This window comes from Candidatus Skiveiella danica (genome assembly GCF_022705245.1).
GTDB classification, from domain to species: domain Bacteria; phylum Pseudomonadota; class Gammaproteobacteria; order Burkholderiales; family Burkholderiaceae_C; genus Skiveiella; species Skiveiella danica.
Genome location: NZ_JAKJEW010000068.1, coordinates 1 through 2,947, shown reverse-complemented (window position 1 = coordinate 2,947; position 2,947 = coordinate 1). Strand labels below are relative to the sequence as shown.

Annotated in this window: 3 protein-coding genes and 1 pseudogene; 3 read left to right on the top strand and 1 reads right to left on the bottom strand. The window is 61.4% G+C overall.

The window, feature by feature from the left end; all coding sequences use genetic code 11:
- Nucleotides 1–186, bottom strand: a 186-nt coding sequence (locus ACMUOY_RS19875) for a hypothetical protein (protein ID WP_413894470.1), incomplete at its 3' end; no start/stop codon positions are given.
- A gap of 104 nt (nt 187–290) precedes the next feature.
- On the opposite strand from ACMUOY_RS19875, the gene istA reads away from it, so the two are divergent.
- The 3 genes and pseudogenes from istA to ACMUOY_RS19860 all read left to right on the top strand — a co-directional run.
- On the top strand, nt 291–1,781 hold the full coding sequence (gene istA, locus ACMUOY_RS19870; protein ID WP_413894469.1) for an IS21 family transposase: 1,491 nt from the start codon (nt 291–293) through the stop codon (nt 1,779–1,781).
- Nucleotides 1,774–2,568 (top strand): ATP-binding protein, encoded by a 795-nt coding sequence (gene istB / locus ACMUOY_RS19865; protein ID WP_413894468.1) that lies wholly within the window; start codon nt 1,774–1,776, stop codon nt 2,566–2,568. The genes istA and istB overlap by 8 nt, the downstream gene beginning before the upstream one ends.
- A gap of 214 nt (nt 2,569–2,782) precedes the next feature.
- A pseudogene (locus ACMUOY_RS19860) lies at nt 2,783–2,947 on the top strand (IS5/IS1182 family transposase); the annotation flags it as partial.

Below are 2,947 nucleotides of genomic sequence, written 5' to 3'. Positions count from 1 at the left end.
TTCGTTCGCCCCGGGTACTGCATGGAGGCGCGCCGCTGGCTGCGCTGCCATGGCGTCCACAATGGCGTCGATGGCTTTGAGCCGTGCAGATTCCCCTGGCATCATCAGGTTGATCATGACCTCGTCCGTGCCATAGGCGCTGGCCAGGTCGCGCAACTGGGCGACGACCTGCGTGTTGACGCGCACTGAAAAGTACCCGGATTTCGAGGTGTCTGCGCGCTGAAAATTACCCAGGGTGATTAACCTCTTTCGTTCCGTTTTGGAGCGGGGAAATCGAGGAGATGATCACCATGAATCTACTGGGAAAAGTAAGGAGACTGCATTACCGTGACGGGCTGAATCTGTCGGAGATCGAGCGGCGGACGGGCCTGACGCGGAAGACGATCCGGAAGTGGCTGAAGGCGCCGGAAGGGATTGAGCCGAAATACCGGCGCACGGCTGGGGATACCAAGATTGCGCCCTACGCCGAGCGATTGATCAAGATGCTGGAAACGGATGCGCGGCGACCGGTGAGGGACAGGCGCACGGCGTTGAAACTCCATGCCGAGTTGAAGTCACTGGGGTTTGATGGTAACTACAGCCGCGTCACCGAATTCATCCGGAACTGGCGCGGCAGTGGCGGAACGGCAGTCACCAAAGCCTTCGTGCCGCTTCAATTTGCGCCGGGTGAAGCCCATCAGTTTGACTGGAGCGAAGAACACCTGGTAATCGGCGGCGTTTGGCGCAAGCTCATCGTTGCGCACCTGAAGCTTTGCTACAGCAAGGCATTTGTCGTTCAGGCGTACCCGACGCAAAGCCATGAAATGCTGTTTGACGCCCATGCCCGCGCGTTTGCCGCCTTGGGCGGTATACCGCGTCGGGGCATCTACGACAACATGAAGACGGCGGTCGACAAGGTCAAGAAAGGCAAGGCCCGGGTCGTCAATACGCGCTTTGCGGCGATGGCCTCGCACTACCTGTTCGATCCTGACTTCTGCAACGTCGCCAGCGGCTGGGAGAAAGGGATCGTCGAGAAGAACGTTCAGGACAGCCGGCGGCGCATCTGGCAGGATGCCGGCGATGTCAGATTCGGCTCCTTCACCGAACTGAACCTGTGGCTTCTGGCCCGCTGTCGGGCGCTCTGGCAGGAGCTGCGCCACCCCGAGTACGATCTGCCCCTGGCCGAGATGCTCGAACAGGAGCAGCCCCACCTGATGCCGATGATCGTACCCTTCGACGGCTATGTGGAGACGCTGGGCAAGGTGTCGAGCACCTGTCTGGTCACCTTTGACCGGAATCGCTACTCGGCCCCCTGCGAACTGGTTGGCCAGATGGTCGGCATTCGTGTCTATCCGGAGCGGATTGACCTCGTCGCCCACGATGCCGTGGTGGCCAGTCACCTGCGCAGTTTCGGCCGGACCGAAACCCGCTATGACTGGCAACACTACATTCCGCTGATCGAGCGCAAACCCGGCGCATTGCGTAATGGCGCTCCGTTTGCCGACATGCCGGCGCCGATGCAGCAACTGCGCGGGGTGTTGCTCAAGCGCGAAGGGGGTGACCGAATGATGGCCAAGGTGTTGGCCGCCGTGCCCAAACATGGCCTGGAGGGCGTTCTGGTTGCCGTGGAACTGGTACTGGAATCGGGCAATCCGAGCGCCGAGCATATCGAGAACGTACTCAACCGGCTACAGGCGACGCCGCCGCCGGCTCAGGTCGAGTCGGCGCTGACGGTCAGCGAGACGCCCGTCGCCGATACCCATCGCTATGACCGTTTGCGTGAGGAGGTGAGCCATGCGTGACGTTGCTGCCGAACTCAAGGAACTCCGTTTGTATGGCATGGCTGGCGCGTGGGAGGAGGTGGCTGCCGATGGCAACGGGGTGGGTGTCCAGACCTCGCGCTGGCTGATCGAGCATCTGCTCCAGGCCGAACACGCGGATCGGCATGTGCGGTCGGTCCGCTACCAATTGCACTCGGCCAAGTTTCCGGTGCACCGCGATCTGGCCGGCTTCGACTTCACGCAGTCCAGAGTGGATCGGGGTCTGATCGACGAGTTGGCGACGCTGGCCTTTACAGAACAGGCGCACAACGTGGTGTTCATCGGCGGCACCGGGACAGGCAAGACGCATCTGGCGACCGCGCTCGGTGTCTCCGGTATCGTCGATCACGGCAAGCGGGTGCGTTTCTACTCGACGGTAGATTTGGTCAATCTGCTCGAGCAGGAGAAGGCCGCCGGCAAGGCCGGGCGGCTGGCCTTCTCGCTGCTACGCATGGATCTGGTGATCCTCGACGAACTCGGCTACCTGCCGTTCAGCTCGTCCGGTGGCGCCTTGCTGTTCCATCTCCTCTCGAAGCTCTACGAGCACACCAGCGTGATGATCACGACCAACTTGGCTTTCGGGGAGTGGGCGACCGTCTTCAACGACGCCAAGATGACCACAGCCATGCTCGACCGTCTGACCCACCATTGTCACATCGTCGAGACAGGAAACGAGTCATACCGCTTTCGTCACAGCACGGCTACGGCGAAATCGCGCATCAAGGCACGGGAACAGAGCAAGCGAGGCAAGCAGACGGAGCCGTTCTGAGCCGCGCCCGCGTTGGGAAATCCGCTTCGGGCTACGCCCTGCGCGGCTTCCCCAACGCAAATCTGTCCCCCGGTTACGCTACAGGACGAAAACGGAGGTGTTCAATCTGACAATTACGCTACACTTGCCATCAGCCGCCACCATGACACGCGGCTAAAGTCCCTGGGTAAATTTCAATGCGCATCACTGGGTACTTTTAAACGCGCGCCGACAGGTGCTCGCCCCGCGCGTCACCCAGGCCGGCAACGACAAGGAGCAGGTCGCACCGATGGTGGAGAAGGTGCGGGCGAACCCGGCAGGACTGAATCAGCCCGCGACCTGGCTGGCCGACACCGGTTATTACAGCGAGAAGAACGTGGCAACCTGTGTCGCTGCCGAC